The organism is Pedobacter sp. GW460-11-11-14-TSB4 (assembly GCF_059423705.1).
In genome coordinates this window covers 159,898-183,863 of sequence record NZ_JBWKYI010000001.1, presented here as the reverse complement: position 1 = coordinate 183,863, position 23,966 = coordinate 159,898, and the positions used below count along the sequence as shown (strand labels likewise).

The 23,966-nt window shown below is 38.9% G+C and carries 20 protein-coding genes and 2 riboswitches; of the genes, 18 read left to right on the top strand and 2 right to left on the bottom strand.

All coding sequences use genetic code 11. The annotated features are described in order from the left end of the window. Window positions 1-69: 69 nt before the first annotated feature. The 5 genes from gatB (at window position 70) to AC07YT_RS00875 (ending at window position 6,278) form a co-directional block, all read left to right on the top strand. Complete coding sequence (gene gatB, locus AC07YT_RS00895) at window positions 70-1,533, top strand: Asp-tRNA(Asn)/Glu-tRNA(Gln) amidotransferase subunit GatB (RefSeq protein ID WP_086546350.1); 1,464 nt, start codon at window positions 70-72, stop codon at window positions 1,531-1,533. Continuing rightward, complete coding sequence (locus tag AC07YT_RS00890; protein WP_086546352.1) at window positions 1,533-2,645, top strand: TlpA disulfide reductase family protein; 1,113 nt, start codon at window positions 1,533-1,535, stop codon at window positions 2,643-2,645. Before gatB ends, AC07YT_RS00890 begins: the two co-directional genes overlap by 1 nt. 103 nt (window positions 2,646-2,748) lie before the next feature. Beyond that, a complete protein-coding gene (locus AC07YT_RS00885) occupies window positions 2,749-3,438 on the top strand; it encodes a response regulator transcription factor (protein ID WP_029274338.1) in 690 nt (229 codons plus the stop codon). Window positions 3,439-3,688: 250 nt separating this feature from the next. Next, a complete protein-coding gene (locus tag AC07YT_RS00880; RefSeq protein WP_029274339.1) occupies window positions 3,689-4,411 on the top strand; it encodes an RluA family pseudouridine synthase in 723 nt (240 codons plus the stop codon). 76 nt (window positions 4,412-4,487) lie between these two features. Continuing rightward, window positions 4,488-6,278, top strand: coding sequence for a chloride channel protein (locus AC07YT_RS00875; RefSeq protein WP_086546353.1), 1,791 nt, complete (start codon window positions 4,488-4,490; stop codon window positions 6,276-6,278). A gap of 69 nt (window positions 6,279-6,347) precedes the next feature. Here the strand turns inward: AC07YT_RS00875 and AC07YT_RS00870 are convergent, their stop codons facing one another. Further along, on the bottom strand, window positions 6,348-7,751 hold the full coding sequence (locus AC07YT_RS00870) for a sigma-54-dependent transcriptional regulator (protein WP_086546355.1): 1,404 nt from the start codon (window positions 7,749-7,751) through the stop codon (window positions 6,348-6,350). Between the two features lie 107 nt (window positions 7,752-7,858). Next, entirely contained in the window at window positions 7,859-9,106 is a 1,248-nt protein-coding gene (locus tag AC07YT_RS00865) for a serine hydrolase (protein ID WP_086549323.1), read from the bottom strand. 83 nt (window positions 9,107-9,189) lie between these two features. Then, window positions 9,190-9,385: riboswitch (cobalamin riboswitch) on the top strand. 95 nt (window positions 9,386-9,480) lie between these two features. Here AC07YT_RS00865 and AC07YT_RS00860 point away from each other — a divergent pair. The 13 genes from AC07YT_RS00860 to AC07YT_RS00800 all read left to right on the top strand — a co-directional run bounded on the left by AC07YT_RS00860 (window position 9,481) and on the right by AC07YT_RS00800 (window position 23,656). Beyond that, window positions 9,481-11,517, top strand: a complete 2,037-nt coding sequence (locus AC07YT_RS00860; protein ID WP_086546357.1) for a TonB-dependent receptor plug domain-containing protein — start codon at window positions 9,481-9,483, stop codon at window positions 11,515-11,517. Beyond that, entirely contained in the window at window positions 11,514-12,647 is a 1,134-nt protein-coding gene (locus AC07YT_RS00855; protein WP_086546359.1) for a YncE family protein, read from the top strand. The genes AC07YT_RS00860 and AC07YT_RS00855 overlap by 4 nt, the downstream gene beginning before the upstream one ends. A gap of 9 nt (window positions 12,648-12,656) precedes the next feature. Next, window positions 12,657-13,772, top strand: coding sequence for a YncE family protein (locus tag AC07YT_RS00850; protein WP_086546361.1), 1,116 nt, complete (start codon window positions 12,657-12,659; stop codon window positions 13,770-13,772). Between the two features lie 60 nt (window positions 13,773-13,832). Then, a complete protein-coding gene (locus tag AC07YT_RS00845; protein ID WP_086546363.1) occupies window positions 13,833-14,966 on the top strand; it encodes a PKD domain-containing protein in 1,134 nt (377 codons plus the stop codon). Between the two features lie 9 nt (window positions 14,967-14,975). Further along, on the top strand, window positions 14,976-15,911 hold the full coding sequence (locus AC07YT_RS00840) for a PKD domain-containing protein (RefSeq protein WP_145954238.1): 936 nt from the start codon (window positions 14,976-14,978) through the stop codon (window positions 15,909-15,911). Between the two features lie 14 nt (window positions 15,912-15,925). Beyond that, window positions 15,926-17,029, top strand: a complete 1,104-nt coding sequence (locus AC07YT_RS00835) for a DUF5074 domain-containing protein (protein ID WP_086546367.1) — start codon at window positions 15,926-15,928, stop codon at window positions 17,027-17,029. 303 nt (window positions 17,030-17,332) lie between these two features. Then, window positions 17,333-17,524, top strand: a riboswitch (cobalamin riboswitch). Between the two features lie 98 nt (window positions 17,525-17,622). After that, window positions 17,623-19,488, top strand: a complete 1,866-nt coding sequence (locus tag AC07YT_RS00830) for a TonB-dependent receptor plug domain-containing protein (RefSeq protein ID WP_086546368.1) — start codon at window positions 17,623-17,625, stop codon at window positions 19,486-19,488. A gap of 39 nt (window positions 19,489-19,527) precedes the next feature. Beyond that, window positions 19,528-20,115: a DUF6580 family putative transport protein gene (locus AC07YT_RS00825; protein WP_086546370.1), complete on the top strand. Its 588-nt coding sequence runs from the start codon at window positions 19,528-19,530 to the stop codon at window positions 20,113-20,115. 131 nt (window positions 20,116-20,246) lie between these two features. Next, window positions 20,247-21,188: an ABC transporter substrate-binding protein gene (locus tag AC07YT_RS00820; RefSeq protein ID WP_086546372.1), complete on the top strand. Its 942-nt coding sequence runs from the start codon at window positions 20,247-20,249 to the stop codon at window positions 21,186-21,188. 8 nt (window positions 21,189-21,196) lie between these two features. Further along, a complete protein-coding gene (locus tag AC07YT_RS00815; protein ID WP_086546374.1) occupies window positions 21,197-21,883 on the top strand; it encodes an SIR2 family NAD-dependent protein deacylase in 687 nt (228 codons plus the stop codon). After that, window positions 21,873-22,598 carry a Dph6-related ATP pyrophosphatase gene (locus AC07YT_RS00810; protein ID WP_086546376.1) on the top strand — a complete coding sequence of 242 codons (726 nt, stop codon included), beginning with the start codon at window positions 21,873-21,875 and terminating at the stop codon, window positions 22,596-22,598. Before AC07YT_RS00815 ends, AC07YT_RS00810 begins: the two co-directional genes overlap by 11 nt. A gap of 129 nt (window positions 22,599-22,727) precedes the next feature. After that, a complete protein-coding gene (locus AC07YT_RS00805; protein WP_086546378.1) occupies window positions 22,728-23,222 on the top strand; it encodes a YMGG-like glycine zipper-containing protein in 495 nt (164 codons plus the stop codon). A gap of 188 nt (window positions 23,223-23,410) precedes the next feature. Continuing rightward, window positions 23,411-23,656, top strand: coding sequence for a Dabb family protein (locus AC07YT_RS00800; RefSeq protein ID WP_086549324.1), 246 nt, complete (start codon window positions 23,411-23,413; stop codon window positions 23,654-23,656). The last annotated feature ends 310 nt before the right edge of the window (window positions 23,657-23,966 follow it).

Genomic DNA, 23,966 nt, shown 5'->3' with positions numbered 1-23,966 from the left:
CACAGATTAAATCAGTATTTAGAGGTAAAATCTGTGGTTAATAAAACCTATAACAATACGAAGCTTTAAATGCCTTTACAAGAAACAAGCCCCCAAACTCCTTTCGAACTCGTTTCAGGACTGGAAATCCACGTTCAGTTAAATACAAACACTAAAATATTTTCCGCTGATAGTGCATCATTCGGGGCTTTACCCAATCAAAATATATCTACGGTTTCGTTGGCTTTGCCCGGAGCTTTACCGAAGTTAAATAAAGAAGTAGTTGCAAAAGCAATCCGTATTGGCCTGGCTTTAAACTGCACCATTAACCAGACCAACCATTTCGATCGTAAAAATTACTTCTATGCCGATCTGCCGAAAGGATATCAGATTACGCAGGATAACCAACCGATTTGTGTGAATGGTTTTCTGGAGCTTCAACTGGCTGATGGTTCTACAAAGAAAATCGGGATCAATCGCATCCACCTGGAAGAAGACGCCGGAAAAAGCATTCATGATCAGGACGACAACTATTCCTTAGTTGATTTAAACCGTGCAGGTGTACCTTTAATCGAGATTGTAACAGAACCCGATATCCGCAGTTCGGAAGAAGCTTCGGTATTGCTGAGCGAAATCAGAAAACTCGTAAGACATTTAAATGTAAGCGATGGCAATATGGAAGAGGGCAGTTTGCGTTGCGATGCGAATATTTCTATCCGCCCGCAGGGTTCTACTGAATTTGGAACACGCTGCGAAGTAAAAAACCTAAACTCCATGCGTAACGTACGTAGGGCAATGGATTTTGAATTTGGCCGCCAGGTAGAAGTGATTAGTGAAGGAGGAAAGATCATCCAGAGTACCTTAAATTTTGATGCCGATAAAGGTACTACGTCACCGATGCGTACCAAAGAAGAGGCTAATGATTACCGGTATTTTTCAGATCCTGATTTACAACCCATTCACATTTCTGATGCCTGGTTAGCAGAGATCAAATCGTTGATGCCTGCGCTTCCTAATGAAATATCGAAGCAAATGGTTTCGGAATTTGGGATCAGCAAGGCGGATGCAACGCTTTTTGCAGAAGATTTAGACCTGTTAAACTATTTTAATCAGGCTCAATCTGCTGTTCACAACAAAAAAAGCCTGATTAACTGGTTAATTGGTCCGATTAGAGCGGTTTTAAATGAAAAAGGGATGGCGATCACCGATTTTAAAGTTAACCCGGCGCAACTGGCAGAAGCCATTAACCTGGTTGATGATAAAAAAATCACACAACAGATTGCTATTCAACAATTATTACCCGCTGTTGAACTGGAAGCAAATGCAAAAGTTACTGATTTGGCACAATCGTTAAACTTACTGATCTCTGAAAACGGAGACGAATTAAGTAGTTTTATTGATGAAGTGTTAAATAAATATCCACAACAGGTAGAAGCGTACAAGAAAGGCAAAAAAGGCGTTTTAGGTTTATTTGTTGGCGATGTAATGAAACTTGCCAAAGGTAAAGCCGATGCTAAAAAATTAAATGAATTAATACTTGAAAAACTGAAATAATGAGACTAAAACAATTGAGCCTGATCATGCTGATCGCGATTGCTTTCACTGCATGTAAACCCAAAGATAGCTTTACGATTGACGGAACTTTCCAAAATCCCGGAACGGAGAAGAAAGTATTTTTATACGGTATGCAGAATAGTAATATGGTTGCAATCGATTCTACCAATCTATCGGAAAAAGGTGAATTTAAATTCATCCGTAAAACGCCATCGGTTGATTTCTTTAGGGTATCGGTAGGTAACCATGAGTTTATGTTAATTGCCAAAAATGGCGATGACATTAAATTAGAAGCTGATTTGGCCGACAAAACAATGGCTTATAAAATTTCAGGTGCAAATGAAGTAGAAAAATTATCAGAACTAAATGCCATTAGAAATAATTTTGCCAAGCAGGTAGAAAAATTACAGGCTGATTTCGAAGCGAAAGTAGCAACACAGCCTCAAAACAGGGCAGCTGTGTTAGAATCGATGAAACCTCAGTACGAATCGTACATCAATCAATTGAATACGCAGATTATAAAATTTGCTAAAGACAATAAAGGTACGCTAGCCAGTTTTTATGCCATGAATACTTTAAGTCCGCAGGAATTTGAAGCAGAACTGGTACAATTTGCTGATGAAGTGAAAGAAGAAATTAAAGGCAATGCTACGGTTGATACCTTTGTAAAGCAGATGGCACTTTTAAAAGCCGTTCAGGTAGGACAGGTTGCGCCGGCATTTACCATCAATACAGCTGATGATAAACCGGTAAGTTTATCAGACTATAAAGGGAAATACGTACTGATCGATTTCTGGGCATCGTGGTGCCAGCCTTGCCGTCAGGAGAATCCGAACGTAGTTAAGGTTTACAATAAATACAAAGCTAAGAACTTCGATATCATCGGTATTTCGTTAGATACCGACAAGGCAGCATGGTTAGGTGCAGTGAAAGCTGATGGATTAACCTGGACACACGTTTCGGAATTGAAAGATTTTAATGGTGTAACGGTAAAAAAATACCAGGTACAGGCTATCCCAACATCTTACCTGGTTGATCCTTCCGGAAAAATAATAGCCAAAAACCTGCGTGGTGAAGAACTGGAGGCCTTTTTAGCCAAAACGTTACTTTAAAACAAATTCCATGTTAAACTAATTTAAGTAATTAACAATTTCTTAACTTAGGCTTAACTAAATATTGCATCATAGACACTACTTTCGTAACAAATATTTAACTATGAACAACGCAGGTCAGAAAATATTAATTGTTGATGATGAACCGGATATTCTGGAGCTAATTGAGTATAACCTTAAAAAAGAGGGTTATCAGGTTTTCACCGCTACCAATGGCCAGGAAGGAATTACTGTTGCGAAAAAGGTGCATCCGGATTTAATTATCCTGGATATTATGATGCCTAAGATGGATGGAATTGAGGCTTGCCGTTTAATGCGTGCCATACCTGAATTCAAGAATACATTTATGGTTTTCTTAACTGCCAGAAGTGAGGAGTATTCTGAGATTGCCGGATTTAATGTAGGTGCTGATGATTATATCGCAAAACCGATTAAACCACGCGCTTTAGTAAGCCGCATTAATGCGATTTTAAGAAGAAATACCGGAACAGAAGAAGTATCGGAGAACAAACTGGAAATTGGCGATTTAGTGATCGACCGTGAAGCTTATTTAGTATTTCAAGGTGGCAACAAGGTAGTATTGGCTAAAAAGGAATTTGAGCTTTTATACTTACTGGCTTCAAAACCAGGAAAAGTTTACACCCGCGAATCGATCCTTAAAAATATCTGGGAAGACTCGGTAGTCGTAACCAACAGAACCATTGATGTTCACATCCGTAAACTGAGAGAAAAATTAGGCGAAACTTATGTATCAACCGTAAAAGGGGTAGGTTATAAGTTTGAGCTTTCTTAAGTAAGAATTATAAAAGCTAAAGTTATTAAGCCGCTCTGATCTACATCGGAGCGGCTTTTTTTGGACTTAAAATTTTCAAGTAGATCCTGAAACAAGTTCAGGAGGACGATACTCGTAAAGAATTCGTCATGCTGTCCCGAATATTTGGGATCAACATCTTTCCAGAATGTGGTCCTGAAATAAATTCAGGGTGACGACTGCCTTAAAAAAATAAAATCGTATTTTTGCAACTCATTAATTACAGCACAGTTTGAAGTTTCCTAATTTTAAAGACCTTATTCTTTTCGAAGACAACGATTTTATTGTTATCAATAAACCTCCATTTTTAGCGTCGCTCGATGAACGCGGCGGATCTGGAGAAACCAATGTATTACGCCTGGCCAAACAGTATAGCGATGATGCACAGGTTTGTCACCGTTTGGATAAAGAGACTTCTGGTGCTTTAATTATCGCCAAAAACCCTGAAGGTTATCGCCATGCTTCCATGCAGTTCGAAAGAAGAAAGGTGAATAAAACTTACCACGCGGTAGTAGACGGGCACGTCATTTTCGACCAGTTAACGGTTGATCTTCCGATCTTGAACGATGGCAATAAAAATGTAACCATCGACAGGGCAGAAGGTAAAAGAGCGGAAACCATTTTCGATTCTTTAAAATACTACAAACACTACACTTTGGTAGAGTGCAAGCCAATTACTGGTCGTATGCACCAGATTCGTATTCACCTGGCTACGCAAAGAGCAGCCATTGTTGGTGATGACATGTATAAAGGGAAACCCGTTTTTCTTTCGTCAATCAAGCGAGGTTATAAATTAACCAAAGGTGAGGAGGAGCAACCCATTATGAAACGTTTCGCATTACATGCCAGGCATTTGGTTTTTAAAGGTTTAGACGACAAAGATATTGTGATTGATGCACCTTATCCAAAAGATTTTGCAACCTTAATTAAGTTACTGGATAAATTTGATGCATAAAACAGCCCTTTAAATTGGCTCGTTTCGTTGTTTTTGTTACTTTTGGGCTATTCGCCCTCTATTAAAAAACAATAGAATGTACATCAGATTTGTAAATTACCTTGATCAGATTAACCAATACCGAAAATCTAAAATATCAAACCGTAATTTCTTAATTATCCTGGCCGTAATTGTCGGGATTTTAGCAGGACTTGCAGCTGCTGCCTTAAAAAGTTTAACCCACCATATCGAAGAATTTCTTCAATCAGACTGGCACTGGAAATATAAATACTACCTGTACTTCATATTTCCGATGATTGGTATTTTTTTAACGGTTTTGTACATTAAATACTTTATCCGTAAAACAAAATTCGAAACAGGTTTAACGCCTTTGCTTTATGCCATCTCAAAAAAATCGAGTAAGGTAGAAGCACACAATATTTATTCGCAGATTATTACCGCAGCTGTAACGGTTGGTTTTGGCGGGTCAACAGGACTGGAAGCTCCAATTGTGACCAGTGGATCGGCAATAGGCTCAAACCTTGGCCGCTTGCTGGGTTTATCTTATCGTGAAATTACCATGCTGGTGGCCTGTGGTGCAGCAGCCGGTATTGCAGGAGCGTTTAACAGCCCAGTGGCTGGGATTGTTTTCGCGATTGAAATTCTATTACCTGAGTTTACCATTCCGGCATTTATTCCGCTATTATTATCGGCAGCAACAGCAGCAGTAGTAGCAAGGTTATTTTATACCCAACAGCTTTTCTTTTTGGTTACAGAAGGATGGAAGGTAAACGCTTTATTTTACTATGTCATACTAGCCTGTTTTATTGGTTTATTCTCAATCTATTTTACTAAAGCCAATTATGCTGTAAAAGGATTATTCTATAAAATCAAACATCCTTATACCAAAGTAATTGTAGGCGGTTTAATGCTTGGTGTTTTAGTATTCCTGTTTCCAACACTATATGGTGAAGGTTATATTACGATAAAAGGTTTGTTAAAAGGCGATTATCAAGCAGTGATCAACAACAGTATTTTTGCCGATTACAATACCATTCCGGCTTTAGTAGTGCTGTTTACAGTGGTAACCATTTTTATGAAATCGATAGCCACCTTAGTTACCTTAGGTGCTGGTGGTAACGGTGGCACGTTTGCGCCGAGTTTGATTATGGGTGGTTTAATCGGATTTATCTTTGCTTATGTGGTCAATCTATCTGGCCTGGCGCAGTTAAATGTATCTAACTTTATTGTTGCGGGCATGGCCGCTGCTTTAGGTTCGATTATGCACGCGCCTTTGACCGGTATTTTCCTGATTGCCGAAATTACGGGTGGATATATCTTAATGGTACCGCTAATGATTACTACTGCCATTTCTTATGCGATTAACCGCAGCTCGCAAAAACATTCTATCTATACCAAAGCACTGGCGGATAAAGGTGAGTTATTATCACATGATGATAAAGATACGACTGTTCTAAACCAGATGAAACTGAAGTATTTGATCGAAAAAACCTATCCGCAGTTAAATATGAACGATCTGATTTCGGTTAAAATGAATGAGATTATGCAATCGCGTAAAAACATTTGTGCGGTTACGGATGAGCTGGGCGATTTTAAGGGCATCATTTATATAGAAGAACTATTTAATGAAATGATTAATCACCCGGATAAAGAAAACCTGCAAGCTTCTTATCTGGTACAACCAGCCCCAAATGTGATTACTGAAAATGATGATCTGAAAATGGTATTAGAGAAAATGGAGCAGGATAATGTATGGATTTTACCCGTATTAACTGCGCAAAACCAGTATCTGGGTTTCGTTTCTAAAACAGCAATTTTTAATAAATACAGAGCATTACTGATGAGACAGAATGATTATATGGGATAGGAAGGGGTTTTAATGTTGCAGCATAAAAAAGAAGTCAAGTTTTAAAAACTTGACTTCTTTACTATAATGCTATTCTGCTCTTTTTAAACCGAATTTCTCAATTTTACTATACAAATGGCTTCTTTGAATATCAATTTCATCAGCTGTTTTTGATACATTCCAGTTATTTTTCTCCAGTTTGAATTTGATAAACTCCCGCTCTGCGTGATCTTTATAATCCTGAAAATTATTAAACGAATCGAAAGAAGAAGCTAAGGATGAGCCTCCAGCACCTGCAATTTGCGCACTGGTGGCTGCCCCAATGTTTGTACCACCGCCTGGATTGGCAAAAGCACGTACATCATTTTCAGTAATTACCTTATCGCTCAGAATAATCAAGCGCTCAATCATATTGTGCAGCTCACGTACATTCCCTGTCCAAGGTAAAGCTTTTAAGGCAGACATACCACCATCATTTATTTTCTTAACCGGCATTCCATAATCGCTGCAGATATTTTCTAAAAAGTTCTGAGCGATAACAGGAATATCATCGGTACGCTCTGTTAAATGCGGAACATGGATATTAATTACATTTAAGCGGTGGTACAAATCCATACGGAAGTTACCATCTTCAATTTCTTTTAATAAATCTTTATTGGTTGCTGCTAAAACGCGAACATTTACTTCTATTTCCTTTTCTCCCCCCACACGCGAAATTTTATGCTCCTGCAAAGCACGTAAAACTTTTGCCTGGGCAGAAAGGCTCATATCGCCAATCTCATCCAAAAATAAAGTTCCGCCATTGGCCAGCTCAAATTTACCGATGCGTTGTTTAACTGCTGAGGTAAATGAACCTTTCTCGTGTCCAAATAATTCACTTTCAATTAGTTCGGATGGAATAGCAGCACAGTTTACCTCAATTAAAGGGCTATCAGCACGGTTCGATTTTTCGTGTAACCATCGGGCTACCAATTCTTTACCGCTACCATTTGCACCAGTAATTAATACACGCGCTTCAGTAGGGGCAACACGCTCTATCGTTTCTTTAATTTTAGAAATGCTCTCCGATTCGCCTAAAATCTCACGGGTTTTACTCGCTTTGCGCTTTAAAACCTTGGTTTCAGTAACTAAATTTCCACGGTCTAAACCATTACGAACGGTAATTAATAAACGGTTTAAATCAGGTGGTTTCGAAATGAAATCGAAAGCTCCTTTTTTACTGGCTTCAATGGCCGTTTCAACTGTACCGTGACCAGATATCATAATGAACGGTAGATCGGGTTTAATGATCTGTGCCTGTTCGAGCACTTCCATACCATCCATCTTATTCATCTTGATGTCGCAAAGTACCAGGTCGAAATTTCCTTTTTTGATCATTTCGAGGCCATCGATACCGTTATCGATATCTTCAACATCGTAATTTTCGTACTCCAGAATTTCGCGTAAGGTACTCCTTATCGCTCGCTCATCGTCAATTATTAATAATTTAGCCATTAGAGATGTATTCTTTAATTTTGAAATGCGAATATATTATTTTTTAATTAATGTATAGTTTTTTATACAATTTATACGCAATAAACCTTAAAAGATCAGGAAAGGTTTTAATGGGCATAATCCATTTTGAACTTACCTAAATCGGGCTTATACTTTTTAGGTCTTTTTAATTCGAAATCATAAATGGTACGCCCCAGATTTTTCATAAAAGGAAAACAAACTGTTTCGTATTCGTACTTATTATCGTTAAATATGCCATCCTCATTACTCTGTACTACCGCTGTAAGGAAATATTCGATTCCGTTCTTAAAATCAATGAAATAGGAGTTATCGATGATGAAACCGTAACTGTCTCCGTACTTATTAAAGATTCTAATATCAGGATCAGGACTTACCTGTTCTCTTCCATAATACAGCATTTTCGCGTAGGTTGGCCAAAATTCTTTTGGATCGTATTTAGGAAAATCACTTTCTGTAGGATATTTACTCATGTACGTATAAATCAGCTTGTAATCTTCTGGCGTGAGGTTAAATCTTTCTTTTGCCGGATAAGCTTCAGGAAAAATTAATTTCTGCATCAGTTTCTGTTGATCATTAATGGCGAAGGCATTTTTGCCCGCTAAACTGAAAGGCTTGTTTACTAACTTATCGGTACTATCCATATAACCTTTACCCATTACCAGATGGCTTAATTTCAATTCATAATCTTTTGGATCATACTGGGCAGCCTGATTATACACCAGATGATCTCCGTTATAAAATTTAATGGGATTGGTATGTTTGGCAGATTCACCCGCATCGCCAATGGCCAGGCGGTTTAAAATACGGCTATCATTTAAGCCATTTGCCTTTAGTTTTTCGTTAATTTCTGCCCGGCCGATAAATTCGAACAAACGGTTAAAGGCATCGTTATCACTGGTAAGCAAAATCTTTTTAACATAGTGCGCTATGGATGGAAGCCCGTTTTTAGCACTCGAGTCTTTTAATACTTTCGTTTGTCCTTTAAATGCACTATCGGTAATCATGGCGCTGTTAGCCGTTAAGCCTGTATTTCTTAAACGATTTACTTTTTCTAGAGCAAAAATGACTGCAGCCAGTTTAACCGTACTGGCCGGATAAAAATAGTGGTGCGGATCTAAGTTGTAACTAAATGTTTTAAACGTGGGTTTATTTTTCGCATCGCGGTTAACCTGCGTATAAAGAACCTGGATCTGGTTTTGACCAGGATGATTGAGTACGGTAGAAAAAAGTTCTGGCCTGGTTTCCATCAGTTTCTTCAGAAAAACAGTATCGGTTTTTTGCGCCATAACAGATAGGCTGATTAATGAAAAAGCAACAATTAATATTTTTTTCATAGGTAAAAAATTGATTCCTAATTTAGTCTTTTCTGTTAAAACCACCATTTTCCATCATCCATTTTACAAGTTGTTTAATTTTATTACTTTTGCAGCGCTTTTGGTTTCCGGCTTTACACCCGGAATTAAAAGGGAATACAGTGTAAATCTGTAACTGTCCCGCAGCTGTAAGCTCCTTAACGGATTTCCAATCAATCTGCCACTGTTCCGACTCGTCGGGATGGGAAGGCCGGAAACCCGGGAGTAAGTCAGAAGACCTGCCTTAGCATTATATTTCATAGCTTTCGGGGATTGAAGCTAAGGGGTGATGTACTTACGTATTCGTATTTCATTTCTTTTCCATCTGTTGGCTGTGGGTTAAACTCACAATCAAAATGACACATAAACATTCTGCCTATGCGGGCACAATGCAGTTTTTTCTATTTTCTTCCATTTTATGGACAGGATTTCTATTGCCTTTAAATACAAGGGCACAAAGCGATAGTACCCTAAAAAGCACACAACTGAAAGAAGTTCAGATTAGGGAATACCGGTTAACCGAACAAAGTAAATCGCCAACACCGGTACAAATCCTATCGGCTGATGAGCTTAAAAGGATAAACAGCCTGTCTGTTGCCGATGCCATCCGCTACCTTTCAGGTGTGCAGTTGAAAGATTATGGTGGAATAGGCGGGATGAAAACGGTTAATGTACGTAGTTTGGGCACTAATCATACTGCAGTTTTTTTAGATGGCATCCAGATTGGCAATGCGCAGAACGGCCAGGTAGATTTAGGTAAATTCTCATTGAACAATCTCGAAGAAATTGCTTTGTATAGTGGTCAAAAGCCAGAATTATTGATTCCAGCGAAAGGTTATGCCTCAGCAAGCAGCATTTACCTCAAAACCAAAGATCCTGATTTCGAAAAAAGCCAAAAGCAAAAGATCGAGCTCGGATTAAAAAACGGATCATTCGGACTCATTAATCCATCATTAGTTTATTTGTACAAGATTAACGAAAAGCTAAAGGCCAGTATCAATACCGAATATATCCATGCAGACGGGAAATATAAATTCAGGTACACCAACGGGGTTTTCGATACCACAGCGGTAAGAAACAATGGAAACGTGGAGCGTTTCCGTTTACAGGCTGCATTATTTGGTAAATTTAATGGCGGTAAATGGCATGCACAGGCCTATTCATTTTTATCAGACAGGGGATTACCCGGAGCAATTGTAGCCAATAGATTCGATTTTACACAAAGAATATGGGACCGCGATTTCTTTATCCAGGGAAATGCAGAAAAAAACTTATCGAATAAATTTACCATTCTGGTGAATGGTAAATATGCCTATGTATATCAACGCTACCTCGATCCTGATTATGTAACCACCACAGGTTTTTTAGATAACCGGTTTAAAGAACAGGAAGCATACCTGTCGGTTGCTGCAAAATATAAGATCAGTTCAGTTTGGGAGGCTGCTTACGCATCTGATTACACCTTCCAGACTTTAGATGCCAACATATACAGGTTTCCTTATCCCACTCGCAATACCTTCTTAAATGTTTTAAGTTCATCCTTCATCTTTAAGCAGCTTAATATCCAGGCAAACCTGTTAAGCACAACCGTAGTCGATCGGGTAAAACTGTATTCTTCAACCGGAAATAAACAGGTTTTTAGTCCAACCGTAATGCTTTCCTGGAAACTATTAAAAGATCAGGATATCAGAGTCCGTGCATTCTATAAAGACATATTCAGAATGCCAACCTTTAACGATTTGTATTATACGTTTATCGGTAATACCCTGTTAAATCCCGAATACACCAAACAGTACGATGTTGGTGTAACCTATTTCAAGAACTTCAAAAACCAGGAGATCAAATTTATCGATATCCAATCGGATGTATATTATAACCGGATAAAAGATAAAATTGTGGCACAACCCGGTGCAAACCTGTACCGTTGGATAATGTACAATATCGGCCTGGTTGATATCCGTGGTTTAGAACTTAATGCAAAAACAGCATTCGAGCCACTTAGCAATTTCATCATCAACATTGGCATTAATTATACTTATCAGAAAGCGGTTGATGTTACATCAAAACTTGAAGAAACTTATCAAGATCAGATTCCTTATATCCCTGAAAATAGTGGATCATTTCTTACCTGGTTAGATTATCATCAATGGCACGCCAACTACGGATTCATTTATACAGGATTCCGTTACAACCAGAAAGCTAACAATATTTACAACTACATGGAGCCATGGTACACTCATGATGCAGCTATTGGTTATGAATTTAAGTTGAAAAATGGGAGCATAGGTATAAACGGAGAAGTAAATAACCTGCTTAACCAGTATTACGATATCATCCCAAATTTTCCTATGCCTGGTAGAAATTACAGGTTAACCTTAAACTATAAATTATGAGGTATTTAAAATTTTTAATATTCGTTTTGGCTTTTCCAGTAGTGATTATCAGTGCCTGTAGAAAAGATCCGCAGCCGCTACCATCCGAAATAACCAAAGTAGAACCTGAGCCAACATCAGTCATTAAAGGTTTTTATCTGGTGAATGAAGGCAATATGAACATGAATAAAGCTTCGCTCGATTATATGGACCTGGTAAACGGTATTTACACCCGTAACCTGTACAATCAGGTAAACCCCGAAGTAACCAAAGGTTTGGGCGATGTGGGGAATGATATTGGTAGGTATGGCAGTAAACTTTATGTGGTGGTTAACATATCAAACAAGGTTGAGGTACTGAACATTAAAACCGGTAAAAAAATCGGACAGATCAATATCAACAACTGCCGTTACATCACATTCAGTAATGGAAAAGCGTATGTAAGTGCTTATTTAGGCAAAGTTGGCGATCCGAAGGCCCCTAATGGGATAGTGGCTGAAATTGATACCACGGCACTAAGGGTAAATCGAACTATTGAAGTGGGCAGGCAACCGGAGGAAATGGCCATTATTGGCACCAAACTTTATGTAGCCAATTCCGGAGGATACAGTCCGCCCGACTACGAACATACGCTTTCCGTAATCGATCTTTCCAGTTTTACTGAAATTAAAAGAATCGAAGTGGCCATTAATCTCAGCCGCGTAAAAGCCGACAGTTATGGCGACCTGTACGTCAGCTCGAGAGGAGATTATTATACCATTCCAGCTAAACTTTTTGTAATCGATACCCAAACCGACCAGGTTAAAAAGGTATTCAATATCGCGGCCAGCAACCTCGTGATAGATGATGATTACGCCTATATCTACAGCACCGAATGGAACTACATCGAAGGCAAGAACAAGATTACCTACAACATGATCAATACGAAAGATGAAACCCTGATGGATCGCAAATTCATTAGTGATGGCACTGAAAAAGACATTAAAATCCCTTACGGAATCGCCGTTAACCCAGCCAGCAAAGATGTTTACGTAACCGATGCCAAAGATTATGTTAGCCCTGGCAAATTACATTGTTATAGTCCCGAAGGGCGATTAAAATGGTCGGTTACCACAGGCGATATTCCAGCACACATCACATTCACAAATTAAATATATACCATGAGCAAACTTTACCAAAAACACATTTTAATTATACTGGCCGCAACGGCCATATGTATTTCTGCCTGTAAAAAGGATAGAACTGAAATAGCGGAGAAAAAACAAATCATTACAGGCACTAAAGGCATTTACATGCTTTGTGAAGGATTGATGGGAGGTGGTAACAGTGCCATTTCTTACTATGATATAGCTACAAAATTAACAGTTAAAGATTATTACAAACAGGTAAATGGTACATCGCTCGGCGAAACCGCAAACGATTTAGAGCAATACGGCAGTAAAATGTATTGTGTTGTGGCTGGTATTCAGGGTACGAAACAGTCATTTCTGGACATTATCGATATCAATACCTGCAAATCGCTAAAGAGGATTTCATTCAATTCAGCAACAGATGGTTACCTGCCAAGGTTTGTTGCCTTTTATAAAGACAAAGCTTATGTATCGCGTTATGATGGTAAAGTGAGCCGCATCGATACGGCTACAATGGCTATTGATGGTGAAATAATGCTTTCAGAAGGCCTTGAGCAGCTGGCGGTAGCAAACGGAAAGTTATATGCATGCAATTCATCGCACCCTTTTTATCAGAACGGAGCTAAAAATAAGGTATCAGTTATTGATCTCGCCACCTTTACCAAAACAAAAGACATTACCGTAAACAATAATCCGGTAAGAATACAAACAGCAGATAACGGCGATTTATTCGTGGTATGCTGGAACGATTATATCATCAATAACGACCCATCGCTCGATCGAATCAGTAGTGCCAGCGATACCAAAACAGGCTCTTACAGTTACGATCTGGGCATAATTGCGATCAATGGCTCAACAGCTTATGTAGCCAAAGATATTTATTCCAACCCTGAAATTAAATCGCTTAATACAGCAACTGGTGCCATTGGTACAGGTTTAATCACAAGCGGACAGGCCATAAATATACCTTACGGATTAACGATCAATCCCTTCAATAAAGAAGTGATTGTTGCTGATGCCAATAGCTATGGCAGCACCTCAGGATCTGCTTATGGTGTTGGAACAGATGGTAAAGTAAAATTCAGTTTTGAAACTGGCGCATTGCCTCAGCACGCTGTATTCAATTACAGCTACAGATACGAATAAGGGAGCATCATTATTCCTATCAAATTACACACAGAATAAATAATTTAATAAAACACATACATGAAAAAAAGTTATCTCATATTAATGCTTGGTATTGCTACGATGGTATACAGTTGCAAAAAAGACAATGAAGCCGTTCCTGATGTTAACCTCTTTATTAAAGGAGAAACCATGACTGGAAAAGTGAATACCAAAACTGTTTTTGCCGCCGGAACAAATAATGGAAAAGGCTTTAATCACCAATGGAAACTCGATGGTAAAGTAGTAAGCAGTGCTTATAACTACGATTTTACACCCCTAAAAGCCGGTACTTATGTAATTGAATATACCGCGAGCAACAACGCCGGATCTTTTTCGCACAAATACACCGTAACGGTGCCGATTCCGGTAGTGGAGATTACCGCAAACAGCACCAAATTTATCACGACCGTTTTTGAATATCTACCAGCGCCAGGCCAGTTTATCAATGAAGGTTTGGGAAGCCTTGCAGGTGCACAGAAAATTATTGGCGATGTTAGCAAAACCAGCATGGTTACCTTAGGCGGTTTTGGTGGTTATATCATTTTTGGTTTCGACCACTCGGTAGTAAACAATACCGGTGCCGACCTCGCCATTTATGGTAATCCGATTGGTGGTACAACTCCTTTTGCTGAGCCAGGGATCGTAATGGTGAGTCAGGATATAAATGGAAATGGCAAACCTGATGATGAATGGTATGAACTCGCCGGCAGCGAATACAACAATCCGCTGACCATTAAAAACTACGAAATCACCTACACCAATCCGAAAGGTTTTGCCAATGTAAGCTGGACAGACAATCAAGGTGGCAGCGGAACTTACGATGTAAACAATTTCCACAAACACAATTTCTATCCAGAATTTGCACCCGATCAGGAAAAACTAACCTTAAAAGGCACATTACTGCCTTCAACATGGGGTAAAAATGGCAGTATTTTCATTAACAATGCATTTCCATGGGGTTATACCGATAGTTGGTCGATAGAGGATGATTACGCCACTAAAAGATATAACAGTTTTGATCTTGATTGGGCCGTTGATCAAACCGGAAAGAAAATCGCTTTGAAAACCATCGATTTCCTAAAAGTTTATACCGGGCAAAGAGAAAAAGGAAATACACTTCTTGGAGAAGTCTCAACCGAAGTTAAAGGCGCAGTAGATCTGGGAATTAAATAAAACATGCTGATGAAAATAAAATCAATTGTAAGCTTAGCACTTTTATCTGCCATACTTCTTTCCTGCAAAAAGGAAAATCCGGCAGAAAAAGAGGAGGAAGGAGATAAACCAACAACAAACCAATCGCCATACCTCCATAAAATATATGATTTTAAGCAAGCCCCCGGACAGTTTACCAACGACCTTGTAAAGACCGATATCCTGATCGGCAGTGCGGGCAATGGACTGGTTTCACTGGGCGGTTTTGGGGGTTACATTATATTCGGCTTCGACCACAGTGTAACCAATAGCTCAGGAGCAGACCTTGGCATTTATGGCAATCCCCTTATTGGTATAGGTATGGAATTCTCTGAGCCTGGTATTGTTTGTGTAATGCAAGACCAGAATAAAAACGGTTTGCCTGATGATATGTGGTACGAACTAGCTGGAAGTGAATATAACGATCAGGCTACCATCAAGAATTATAAAATCACCTATTATAAACCCTCGAAATTGACGGATGATATCCGCTGGACGGATAACCAGGGCAAAGAAGGGCTGGTATTGAGAAATCAATTCCACACGCAGGATTATTTTCCTTCCTGGGCCACTACTAATGAAATTTCTTTCACCGGAACCTTGATTAAAAACACACTTGCTCCCGGAGAAATCATTACAAATAAACCATTCAATTTTGGTTATGCCGATAATGGATCGAGCGAATATGTAAGCTTGCAGGAACAATTTGGCAGGGGATACAATACCTTCGATATCGATTGGGCTGTTGATGCTACAGGTAAAAAAGTAACGCTTGCCTCTATCGATTTTGTAAAGGTTTATACCGGGCAAAACAGCAACGGAAATCCTTTCAGTCCGGATAATGATAACGACCGTTCGCGCTATATCGGAGAGATTTCGACAGAATTTGGCGGAGCGGTTGATCTTAAACTTTTAAAAAATAAATAACACCATATATCAGAATGAAACAATTCAACTTTAAACAAATATTTGTAGCTGCAGCAATTTTAACAACAGGTCTTTATGCCTGTAAAAAAGACAGTGTAAATGATATACAGATTGATCCACCCGCAGGAAAATATGATAACGGCTTTTTTGTAATCGGCGAGGGATCTTACGGACAGAGTGCCGGTGCAGTAAGCTTTTACCATTATGGCGATGATACCCTTTCCATTAGGGCATATGAGAAGGAAAACCCGGGAAAAATCTTATCAAATGCTGCTAAAACGAGTACTTTGCAATTTGCTTCGATAATTAATGGCAGTATTTACCTCATGAGCAAAATAAATGGTCCGATTGTTAAAATAAATGAACAGACTTTAAAAGAAGAGGCCAGATACGTACAGGAAGCCAGCAACTGGAGAAGTATTATACAGGTTGATGGGAGCAGGGGTTTGGTCAGTGCAAATGATGGTGTGTACCAGATCGACCTGAATACGCTTACCGTTCAAAATAAACTAACAACCGTAGGCGCGGTAAATACGGGCGATATGTGGAAGAAAGGCGATTACGTTTACCTGCTACAGAGTAATGGTGCGAAGATTGTATCTTCCAGTAACTATTCGCTGGTCAAGAGTTTTTCAAACATCAACCGTGGATTCGCACAAACACCAAATGGAAAAATCTGGGCTTCAACAGGTAGCCGTTTAATTGCAATCGACAATAATTTAGACACTGCAGGTGTTGGCCTAGCCGTTGCTGTAGGATCATTCGGTCTTGATGCACCAACCCGTATTACGGCCTCAACTAAAGAAAATGCCGTTTTCTATCATTCAGGAAAAGCAATTTATAAATATATCGATGGCGATAAAACATCCTTAGCACAGCCATTTATCAATATCACCGAAGATCCTTTTATGGTATACGGTGCTATTCGTTACGACAGGAATAAAGATTATATCGTTGTTAACGGAATCCAGGGTTACGGTGCAGCTTCTACAGTAAATTACCTGCTCATTTACAATGCATCAACGGGTGCTTTGGTGAAAAAAATTAAATACGGTGGTGATGGGGTAACCACAGATTTTACTAAAATCTATTTCCCTGATTTAGCCATATTCCATTAAAATAACATTCAATAATAACCTCTCAACCTAAAGGTCTGCATTTTTTTGCAGGCCTTTTTCTATTTCTATGGTCTCTGTCTCCACAGACCGTCAAGAATTAATTCACGGATTCTAATCTGAGGCCCTGATTTATAAACCCGGTAGGAGCGGCAGCCTCCGATTTTTCATCGGAGCTACAGCGGATAACGGGACTGCTGTTCCCGAAATCTAACTGACATTCCTTTCCAATTAAAGACCCTTATTATCATTTATTAATTTTCAGCGCTATTCTAGCACACACTTTCGGCTATCCGCTCTTTTTACTACATTTGCGCTGCTTTTGGTTCCCGGTGTAAAATCGGGATTAAAAGGGAATACAGTGTAAATCTGTAACTGTCCCGCAGCTGTAAGCTCTGTAACGTTTTTCAATCTACAAGTCACTGTTCCGCTTAACCGGTACGGGAAGACAGAAAAACGGGAGTAAGTCAGAAGACCTGCCTTTAGCATTTAATTTCATAGCTTTCGGGGATTGAAGCTAGGATTGAAATACTTAACGTTTTTCGTATTTTCATTTCCTTTCCTAATCTGTTGGCTGTGGGCAAAACCACAATCAAATGAACAAAAAAAGAATGCTAACTGTAGCCAGTCTGGGGCTAGCACAGTTAATGATTAGCCAGGTGGCTAATGCTCAAAATCAAGACAGTTTACAACTTAAAGATGTTGTGATTTCTGCAACAAAAAACGATCAGAAACAATCGCAAACAGGTAAAGTAGTCAGCATTATTAGTCGCGAAGTGCTCGAACGCAGTAACGGCAAATCATTACCCGATTTACTTTCAGAACAGGCAGGTATTATTATTAGTGGTGGCAACAGCAGTCAGGGGAAAGATAAAAGTATCTTTTTCAGAGGATCAGGCAGTGGTTATACCTTAGTACTTATTGATGGAATTGTACAAAACGATCCAGCGAGTATCAGCGGTACATTCGATTTACGTCTGTTTTCAATTGATCAGATTGATCATATTGAGATTTTAAGGGGCGGTCAGTCTACCATTTACGGATCTGATGCGGTTGCAGGTGTAATCAACATTGTAACTAAAAAGGGCGGACCAAAAGGAAATACCATTTACGGTGTAGCCAGTGCAGGAAGTTTCGAAACCTATAAAGGTACGATCGGTTTAAATGGCGGTGTAGAAGGTTTTTCATACAACATTAACTACACACATTTAAAAACTGATGGGATTTCTGAAGCTGTAGCTCCAGCTGGAAGTGCGGCTATATTTGATAAGGATGGCTTTAAAACTGATGGTTTAAATGCTAACTTCGGTATCAAACTCGACAAAAACTTCTCTGTTAATCCATTTTTACGCTATTTCTATGGCGATTACAAAATAGATGAGGGTGCTTTTGCCGATGGTTTACCTACCAATAATTCTATTTTGAAACAGTTTAGTGCAGGTTTCAACTCAGAATATAAATTCAACACAGGTAAAATAACGCTTAACTACAGCCACGAGAGTAACTCAAACAATGTAAATTCGAGTTATGCAGGTTTCGAAAGTAAATTTTTAAACTTCGGTAAACTGAATGTAGTTGATTTATTCTACAACCAGAAATTGGGCAATAAATTAGATTTATTGGTAGGTATCGACAACAGAAAGATGAAGTTAATTACCGATAGCAAAAACCCGACAACCAACATCTTTGCCGCTTATGGTTCATTGTTTTTACACGATTTAAGCATTTTTAACCTTGAAGTAGGTGGACGTTACAACAAACATGATCAATATGGAGAAAACTATACTTATTCTGTTACCCCAAGCATCAACATTATTAAAGAAGTAAAACTTTTTGGAACAGTATCTACTGCATTCAAAATCCCTACGCTGAATATGTTGTTTGGTCAATATGGTGCCAATCTGGATCTGAAACCTGAAAAATCTCAGAATTATGAAGCCGGTGTAAATTTAAACATGGCTGATGAAGCCTTTACTTTAAGGGTTACCAGTTTCAAACGCGATTTAACTGATGCGATTGTTTACACCACAGGTTATATTAATCAGGGTAACCAAAAATATAAAGGTTTTGAAGTAGAGCCAGCGGCAAAATTTAGTGTTTTCAATATCAATGCTTACTATGCTTTTGTAGAAGGAAATACAGGAACAACCAATTATTTAATCCGCAGGCCAAAGCATACCTTCGGCATTAATGCAGGTGCACAGGCCACAAGCCACTTATATGCAAGTGTTAACTTACGTTATTTTGGTAAACGTTTCGATACCAATTTCATCTCTTATTTAGACGAAGAGATGCCATCATACAACCTGTTAAATGCATATGTAGAATATGCCCTGGCTAAAAAACGTGTGAAAATATTTTTTGATGCCAAAAACATCCTGAACAAAAAATACACTGAAATTATTGGCTACAATACACCTGGCTTCAACTTTAATACAGGTGTAAGTTTTAATATCCGCTAATAAAGATTTAACTTTGCTTAAATATTAACCAGAAATAGCATGTCTCATTTAAAATTTAATCCACGCACTTTAATTTTGTTGTCAATAATATTGGCAATAACGGCTTTCCGTTTGCTGGTAACATTCAACTCAGATGAATTAAAGTTTGCCAATTTCTCATCAATCGGAGCGGTAGCTTTATTTGGAGGTGCATATTTTAAAGATCACCTTAAAGCATTTGCTTTTCCGCTATTGAGTTTATTTTTAAGCGATTTGGTACTTTATACAACCATCTATAGAAAGTATGTAGATATGCTCTTGGTTCAAGAACTTTGGACATACCTTGCAATTGCACTAATGGTTTTAGCCGGTCGTTTCTTATTAAAAAAGGTAAATATTGCCAACTTATTCCTGTCTACAATTGTAATTGTATTTATCCACTGGATTGTAAGTGATATCGGTTCATGGTACGGAAACCCACTTTATACGCAAAACTTTAGTGGTTTTATAGATTGCTTAATTAAAGCCATTCCATTCGAGATCAGATTTTTAGAAGGAACAGTGATTTACGGCGCTTTACTTTTCGGAGCATTCGAAATTTTAAAAGCAAAATACCCGGTATTAAAACTGCAAACACAAGAGTTGTAGAAATTTTAATTGGTTGGTGTTGCACCAAACAAATGAAATGCAGTATAGAAATCCTCTTTTGATTCGATTCAAAAGAGGATTTTTTTTAACTTAGAACATCATTACATTTTACCTATTACATCTTACATCCAATGAAAGTTGTTTCCTTTTTACCTGCCGCTACAAAAATGATTTACGATATGGGCCTGCAGGAATACCTGCATGGTGTAACATTCGAATGTCCTAAAGAGGCGGCAGATCAACCCAAAGTGGTACGTTGCATATTAGAAGGCAAAAACTATTCGAGCATCGAAATCGACCGGATCTTTTCAGCATCAAAAGCACAGGGCAAAAGTTTGTATTGGGTAGATGATGCACTGCTGGAAAGCATCGCACCTGATGTGGTTTTCACGCAGGATATATGCGAAGTTTGCAATATCGATACCGTTTGTACCGAAACAGCGGTAATGAAGCTTAGCAAACAGCCAACACTGGTTCCCTTATCGCCAAATAACTTACAGGATGTTTTCGAATGTGCCATTACCATTGCCAGGGCTTTAGGGAAGGAAGAAGTGGCTTTAAATTACCTCGCAGGCCTGCAAAAGAAAACAGATCACATTTTAGATCAGCTTAGGGCAAACCGTGCACCACTAAAAAGGATCATGCTGATGGAGTGGATCGAACCGATCTACAACTGCGGGCATTGGATTCCTTTTCAGATTGCGGCAGCTGGTGGTGTAGATATGTTGTCTAATCCCGGAGGCGACTCTATCGTAACCCAATGGGATAAAATCCTGAAATATAATCCAGAGGTACTGGTTATTGCACCATGTGGTTTTGATATGAACAGGAGTATGGAAGAAATGGAGCTGTTAACCTCAAAACCAGGTTGGAAAGATCTGGAGGCCGTAAAAAACAACCAGGTTTACATTGCCGATTTTGATATGTTTACCCAACCGAGTGTAGGTACCCTGGTTGAAGGTATCCAGGCCTTAGCCTGTATGTTCCACCCGGAGATATTTAAGGCAGACGAAAATATAGCCAAAAAATTCATCAACCACAGCCAGTCTGTGAAATCATTTAAATCTGTGTAACCATATCTATGAAATTAGTCGTTTTAACAGGAGCAGGGATCAGTGCCGAAAGTGGGTTAAAAACATTTAGGGATTCTGATGGATTATGGGAGGGCTATAATGTTTACGATGTGGCTACCCCCGAAGCCTGGGAGAGAAATCCCGAATTGGTACAGGAATTTTATAACGAAAGGAGAAGACAGGTTTTAGCTGCAAAACCCAATCTGGCCCACCAGTTACTGGCCGAATTGGAAAAAGACTTCGACGTTGAGATTATTACCCAAAACATTGATGATTTGCACGAAAGGGCAGGCTCAACCAAAGTGACACACCTTCATGGTGTAATTACCAAATCTCAATCTGATAGAAAACCGGAATTAACCTATCCCATTGCAGGGTCGGAGATTAAAATGGGCGAGCTTTGCGCGCTGGGTTCCCAACTTCGTCCGCATGTAGTGTGGTTTGGCGAGGCAGTACCCATGATTGAAGTAGCCGCTAAACTCTGCAAACAGGCCGATTTGTTCGTACTCATCGGAACTTCATTAGCCGTTTACCCGGCAGCAGGTTTAATTGATTTTGTTCCTTCCTTTGTTGACAAATACATTATCGATCCAAAAACACCTGATGTAAAACGTTATAAAAACGTGATCAACATTGAGAAAAACGCGGTAGAAGGTGTTGCCACTTTAAAAGATATCTTAGCCAATGCCAGATAAAAAGATTTGCATTTTTAACTGGAGTGGTGGTAAAGACAGTACATTGGCTTTACATTATGTTTTACAAGACCCTACAATCGAAATCCGTTACCTGATTACGACAGTCACTGAAAAATACAATCGTGTTTCGATGCATGGTGTTAGGGAAGCTTTACTCATTAAACAAGCCGAAAGTATTGGGATTCCGCTGTATCAGATCCGTTTGGGCGAAATGCCGGATATGGAAACCTACGACCGTACCATGAAGCATCATCTTTCTAAGTTTAAAGAGGAGGGCATTACGCATTCTATTTTCGGTGATATTTTTTTAGAAGACTTACGTAGCTATCGGGAGAACAAATTGGCCGAAATTGGGCTTAAGGCTCTTTTTCCGCTCTGGAAAAAAAACACGAAAGATTTGATTGGTGAATTTTTAAACCTGAACTATAAAACCATCATTGTTTGCACGCAGCAAAATCTCGAAAATTTCTGTGGAAAAGTAATCAGTCATGATTTAATTGATCAGTTACCTGCAGATATTGATCCTTGCGGAGAAAACGGAGAGTTTCATACTTTCGCATTTGAAGGCCCAATTTTCAAGGATAAAATCACCTTCACCACCGGAGAGAAGGTATTCAGAACTTATAATGCCCCAGGCAAAACCAGCACAGATGATGATTCACCATGTTCAACCACAGCACTTTCGGGCTTCTGGTATATGGATTTGTTAGAATAATTTTTCTATTTAAAACATTTTGGCATCATTTTTTCTTTAGTAGTTATAATTAACTAAATCACACATCCATTTGAAACCTGTTTAGCGAGGTTAGGTAACTAAACAAGTATCATATTAAAATTAAGAGTTATGAAAAAGATATTGGTAGTAATCGCATTAAGTTCTTCAGTTTTATTTGCTTGTAACAATAAGGCAAAAGAAGAAGCTGCATTAAAACAACAACAGGCTGAAAAACAACTGGCCATTAAAGCCGTTAAAGATAGTTTAAGGTTAGATAGCTTTAAAAAAGCCGAAGTAGCCAAAGCAGAGCAGGAAAAAGAAGCTAAACACCAGGCAGAATTAGCCGCAGCTAGGAGATCAGGTTCATCCAGATCTTATGCAAGTTCTGGCGGTGGTTCTAGCAGTGCTTACGGTGGCACACAACCAACAGCTAAGAAAAAAGGTTGGAGCGATGCAGCTAAAGGCGCAGTTATTGGTGGTGCAGCAGGAGCCGTTGGTGGTGCTTTAATTGATAAGAAAAAAGGTAGAGGTGCGATCATTGGTGGCCTAGTTGGCGCTGGTGGCGGTTATTTAATTGGTAGAGGCGAAGATAGAAAATCTGGCCGTGTGCAACCTAAAAACTAAAAATCCTTATAAAATAATAGGAAGTCCCGATTTACATCGGGACTTTTTTTGTGCCCTATAAAATGATTTATATATTTAACAAAAAAAAGAAGCGATGACAGAAATTAATACGGCTGCAGATAAAGGACAGATCCAACACTTCGTTATGTTCTGGTTAAAACCTCAACTAACCAAAACCGAAATCGCAGATTTCGCCAATTTCTTTCGAAAGTTTAAAACCCATAAAATATATCAAAACATTAAGTTACGGCTTAGCGGCTAATACACCTGTCCGCCCTGTAACCGATAATTCTTTTACTTATTCGCTTACCATTACTTTTGCCAACATCGCAGACCATAATGCTTATCAGGAAGATCAAGTGCATTTAGATGCCGTAGAAAAATTCTCTAAGAACTGGTACAGGGTAGTAGTACACGATACAGTGATTGCTTAATCAATTTTGAAGCTGTTTCGCCAACTCAGGGCAGCAGTAGCAGGCAAACGAAACACTTCTCGACTCCGTCATCCTGAACTTGTTTCAGGATCTTTCAAACAAGCTGATAAGCATGCAATAATTTTAAGCTACCGAACCCGTGATTGCTTAATCAATTTTGCAGCCCAGTCTTGCCAATTCAAGGCAGCAGTAGCAGACAAGCGAAACACTCTTCGATTAGCGTCATCCTGACCTTGTTTCAGGATCTTTCAAACAAGCTGATAAGCATGCAATAATTTTAAGCTACCGAACCCGTGATTGCTTAATCAAT